Source organism: Streptomyces sp. UH6 (genome assembly GCF_013421635.1).
Classification (GTDB): domain Bacteria; phylum Actinomycetota; class Actinomycetes; order Streptomycetales; family Streptomycetaceae; genus Streptomyces; species Streptomyces abyssomicinicus.
This window is the reverse complement of the sequence record NZ_JACADT010000473.1, coordinates 1-4,293: the sequence shown is the minus strand read 5'-3', so window position 1 is coordinate 4,293 and position 4,293 is coordinate 1. Positions and strand designations below refer to the sequence as shown.

General features: G+C 73.2%; 2 protein-coding genes and 1 pseudogene. 2 read left to right on the top strand and 1 reads right to left on the bottom strand.

The features are described from left to right. Both HW445_RS20230 and HW445_RS20225 read left to right on the top strand, forming a co-directional pair. Positions 1 to 544: pseudogene (locus HW445_RS20230) on the top strand (sphingosine kinase); the annotation flags it as partial. Between the two features lie 61 nt (positions 545 to 605). Next, on the top strand, positions 606 to 3,413 hold the full coding sequence (locus tag HW445_RS20225) for an RNA helicase (RefSeq protein WP_180222398.1): 2,808 nt from the start codon (positions 606 to 608) through the stop codon (positions 3,411 to 3,413). 54 nt (positions 3,414 to 3,467) lie between these two features. Here the strand turns inward: HW445_RS20225 and HW445_RS20220 are convergent. Next, positions 3,468 to 4,293, bottom strand: an 826-nt coding sequence (locus tag HW445_RS20220; protein ID WP_180222397.1) for an RluA family pseudouridine synthase, incomplete at its 5' end; no start/stop codon positions are given.

Below are 4,293 nucleotides of genomic sequence, written 5' to 3'. Positions count from 1 at the left end.
GCTGAAGGAGTCGCGGCCGGCCGCGATCGACCTGGGCCGGGTGAACGGGCGCTGGTTCGGCACCGTGATCGCCACCGGGTTCGACTCCCGGGTCAACGACCGGGGCAACCGCATGAGGCTGCCGGTCGGCCGCTTCCGGTACGACCTGGCGATCGTCGCGGAACTGGCGGCGTTCCGGCCCCTGCCCTACCGCCTCACCCTGGACGGCGGCGAGACCCGCGAGGTGGAGGCGACCCTGATCGCCGTCGGCAACGGGTCCTCCTACGGCGGCGGCATGCGCATCTGCCCCGGCGCGGACCTGCGGGACGGGCTCTTCGACGTGACCGTCGTCGGCGGGTGCAGCCGTGCCACGCTGCTCAAGGTCTTCCCGCGCGTCTACCGGGGCACGCACGTCGACCACCCGGTGGTGACCACCCACCGGGCGTCGCGGGTGGAACTGATGGCGGAGGACCTGACCGCCTACGTCGACGGGGAGCGGCTGGGCCCGCTGCCGATCACCGCGGAGTGCGTCCGCGGCGCGGTGCGGGTGGCGGGAGCCGGCTGACGACGGGCGCCCGCAAAAGATCGTTCGGTTGTCGGCGGCGACGGGTACGCTCGAACGTACGATGACAGAGGATCTCTCTCCCGCCGAGCGGTACGCGGCAGCCCGCAGGCGCGCCGCGGAGCAGGCCACCGCGCTCGGCCCGTTCCGCGAGATGTACGACTTCGGCCTCGATCCGTTCCAGATAGAGGCGTGCAAGGCCCTGGAGGCCGGCAAGGGCGTGCTCGTGGCCGCCCCCACCGGCTCCGGCAAGACGATCGTCGGCGAGTTCGCCGTCCACCTGGCCCTGAGCCAGGGCAGGAAGTGCTTCTACACCACGCCCATCAAGGCGCTCTCCAACCAGAAGTACGCCGACCTGTGCCGCCGGTACGGCGCCGACAAGGTCGGCCTGCTCACCGGTGACAACAGCGTGAACTCCGACGCCCCCGTGGTCGTGATGACCACCGAGGTGCTGCGGAACATGCTGTACGCCGGCTCGCAGACGCTGCTGGGCCTCGGCTACGTGGTGATGGACGAGGTGCACTACCTCTCCGACCGCTTCCGCGGCGCCGTCTGGGAGGAAGTGATCATCCACCTCCCGGAGTCCGTCACCCTGGTCTCCCTCTCCGCGACCGTCTCCAACGCCGAGGAGTTCGGCGACTGGCTCGACACCGTCCGCGGCGACACCGAGGTGATCGTCTCTGAGCACCGCCCGGTGCCGCTCTTCCAGCACGTGCTGGCCGGACGCCGGATGTACGACCTGTTCGAGGAGGCCGAGGGGCACCGGAAGGCCGTCAACCCCGACCTGACCCGGATGGCCCGGCTGGAGGCCAGCCGCCCCTCCTACCAGGAGCGCCGCCGCGGCAAGATGATGCGCGAGGCCGACCGGGAGCGGGAGCGCCGCCAGCGTTCGCGGGTCTGGACGCCCAGCCGCGCCGAGGTCATCGAACGGCTCGACGCCGAGGGCCTGCTGCCCGCGATCACCTTCATCTTCAGCCGGGCCGGCTGCGAGGCCGCCGTCCAGCAGTGCCTCTACGCCGGCCTGCGGCTCAACGACGACGCGGCCCGCCAGAGGGTGCGCGACCTGGTCGAGGAGCGCACCGCCTCCATCCCCGCGGAGGACCTGCACGTCCTCGGCTACTACGAGTGGCTGGAAGGCCTCGAGCGCGGCATCGCCGCCCACCACGCGGGCATGCTGCCGACCTTCAAGGAGGTCGTCGAGGAGCTCTTCGTCCGCGGCCTGGTCAAGGCGGTCTTCGCCACCGAGACACTGGCGCTGGGCATCAACATGCCCGCCCGCTCCGTGGTGCTGGAGAAGCTCGTCAAGTGGAACGGCGAGACCCACGCCGACATCACCCCCGGCGAGTACACCCAGCTCACCGGCCGGGCCGGCCGCCGTGGCATCGACGTCGAGGGCCACGCCGTGGTGCTGTGGCAGCGGGCGATGAACCCGGAGCACCTGGCCGGTCTCGCGGGCACCCGCACCTATCCGCTGCGGTCCAGCTTCAAGCCGTCGTACAACATGGCGGTCAACCTGGTCGAGCAGTTCGGGCGGCACCGCTCCCGCGAGCTGCTGGAGACCTCGTTCGCCCAGTTCCAGGCCGACAAGTCGGTGGTCGGGATCTCCCGGCAGGTGCAGAAGAACGAGGAGGGCCTGGCCGGCTACAAGGAGGCCATGACCTGCCACCTGGGCGACTTCGACGAGTACGCCCGGCTGCGCCGCGAGCTCAAGGACCGGGAGAACGAGCTGGCCCGGCAGGGCGCCCACCTGCGCCGCGCCGAGGCCGCCGCCTCCCTGGAGCGGCTGAAGCCCGGAGACATCATCCACGTGCCGACCGGCAAGTACGCCGGGCTCGCCCTGGTCCTCGACCCGGGCCTGTCCGCCGGGCGGACCGACGGCCACCGCGGCTTCGACCGCCACGACGGGCCCCGCCCCCTGGTGCTCACCGCCGAGCGCCAGGTCAAGCGCCTCGCCGAGATGGACTTCCCGGTGCCGGTGGAGCCGCTGGACCGCATGCGGATCCCCCGGTCGTTCAACGCGCGCTCCCCGCAGTCCCGCCGTGACCTGGCCTCCGCGCTGCGCACCAAGGCCGGGCACATCGCGCCCGAGCGGCACCGCAAGCGCCGCGCCGAGGCCGCCGACGACCGGGAGATCAAGCGGCTGCGCACCGCCCTGCGGGCGCACCCCTGCCACGGCTGCGACGACCGCGAGGACCACGCCCGGTGGGCCGAGCGGTACCACCGGCTGATGCGCGACACCTCGCAGCTGGAGCGGCGCATCGACGGGCGGACCAACACCATCGCCCGGACCTTCGACCGCATCGTGGCCCTGCTGACCGAGCTGGACTACCTGCGCGGCAACGAGGTCACCGAGCACGGCAAGCGGCTGGCCCGCCTCTACGGCGAGCTGGACCTGCTGTCCAGCGAGTGCCTGCGGGCCGGCGTGTGGGAGGGGCTGAACCCCGCCGAGCTGGCGGCCTGCGTCTCGGCGCTGGTCTTCGAGTCCCGCGCCGGGGACGACGCCCTCGCACCCAAGGTGCCCTCGGGCAAGGCCAAGGCCGCGCTGGACGAGACGGTCCGCATCTGGGGCCGGCTGGACGCGATGGAGGAGGAGTTCCGCATCCGGCAGACCGAGGGCGTGGGCCAGCGGCAGCCGGACCTCGGCTTCGCCTGGGCGGCCTACATGTGGGCCTCCGACAAGGGGCTGGACGAGGTGCTGCGGGAGGCCGAGATGCCGGCCGGCGACTTCGTCCGCTGGTGCAAGCAGGTCATCGACGTGCTCGGCCAGATCTCCGCGGCGGCGCCCTCCGAGGGGTCCACCGTGCCGAGGACGGCGCGCAAGGCCGTCGACGCGCTGCTGCGGGGCGTGGTCGCCTACTCCTCGGTGGGGTAGCGGCGGCGCGGTCGTGAGGGCGCGGGCCGAGGAGGGGGTCGCGAGGGCGCGGGCCTAGGAGGGGAAGGCCTCCAGCTCGCGCCCGCTGCGGAACTCGTGCCGCCTGCCGGTCACCGGGTCGGTGAAGCGCAGGAGGCGGGCCAGCAGCTGGAGCGGCCGGGAGAAGTCGCCGGGGGCGGCCGGCGGGGCCACCTCGGGGTAGAGCGGGTCACCGAGGATCGGCACGCCCAGCGAGCACAGGTGGACGCGCAGCTGGTGCGTCTGCCCGGTCTCCGGCAGCAGCCGGTAACGGCCCAGGCCGCCGCGCCACCGGATCAGCTCGATCCGGCTCACGGCGTTGGGCTCGCCCTCGGCCTCGCGCGCGGTCAGCGACCCGCGCTCCTTCACCAGGCGGCTGCGCACCACCCGGGGCAGCTCCAGCGCGGGGTCGTGCGGGGCGACCGCCTCGTACTCCTTGGCGATGCGCCGGTCCCGGAAGAGCGTCTGGTACGCGCCGCGCTCCTCGGGCCGCACCGTGAAGAGGACCAGGCCCGCGGTCAGCCGGTCCAGCCGGTGCGCCGCCGTCAGGGTGGGGATGCCGAGGTCCCGCCGCAGCCGGGCCAGCGCCGTCTCGGCGACATGGCGGCCGCGGGGGGTGGTCGCCAGGAAGTGCGGCTTGTCGGCGACCACGATGTGCTCGTCCCGGTACACGACCTCCACCGGGAACGGCACCGGCTCCTCGGCGGGCAGCTCGCGGTGGAACCAGACGTGCAGCCCGGCCCGGTAGGGGGTCCGCGGGTCGACCGGCCGGCCGTCCGCTCCGACGATCGCCCCGGCGGCGAACATCGCGTCGATCACCCCGGGCCCGGCCGCCAGCCGCTCCCTCAAGTGCTCGCCGACC

Coding starts and splice junctions, on each gene's coding strand:
- HW445_RS20225 (WP_180222398.1), top strand. CDS start 606: ATGACAGAGGATCTCTCTCCCGCCGAGCGGTACGCGGCAGCCCGCAGG.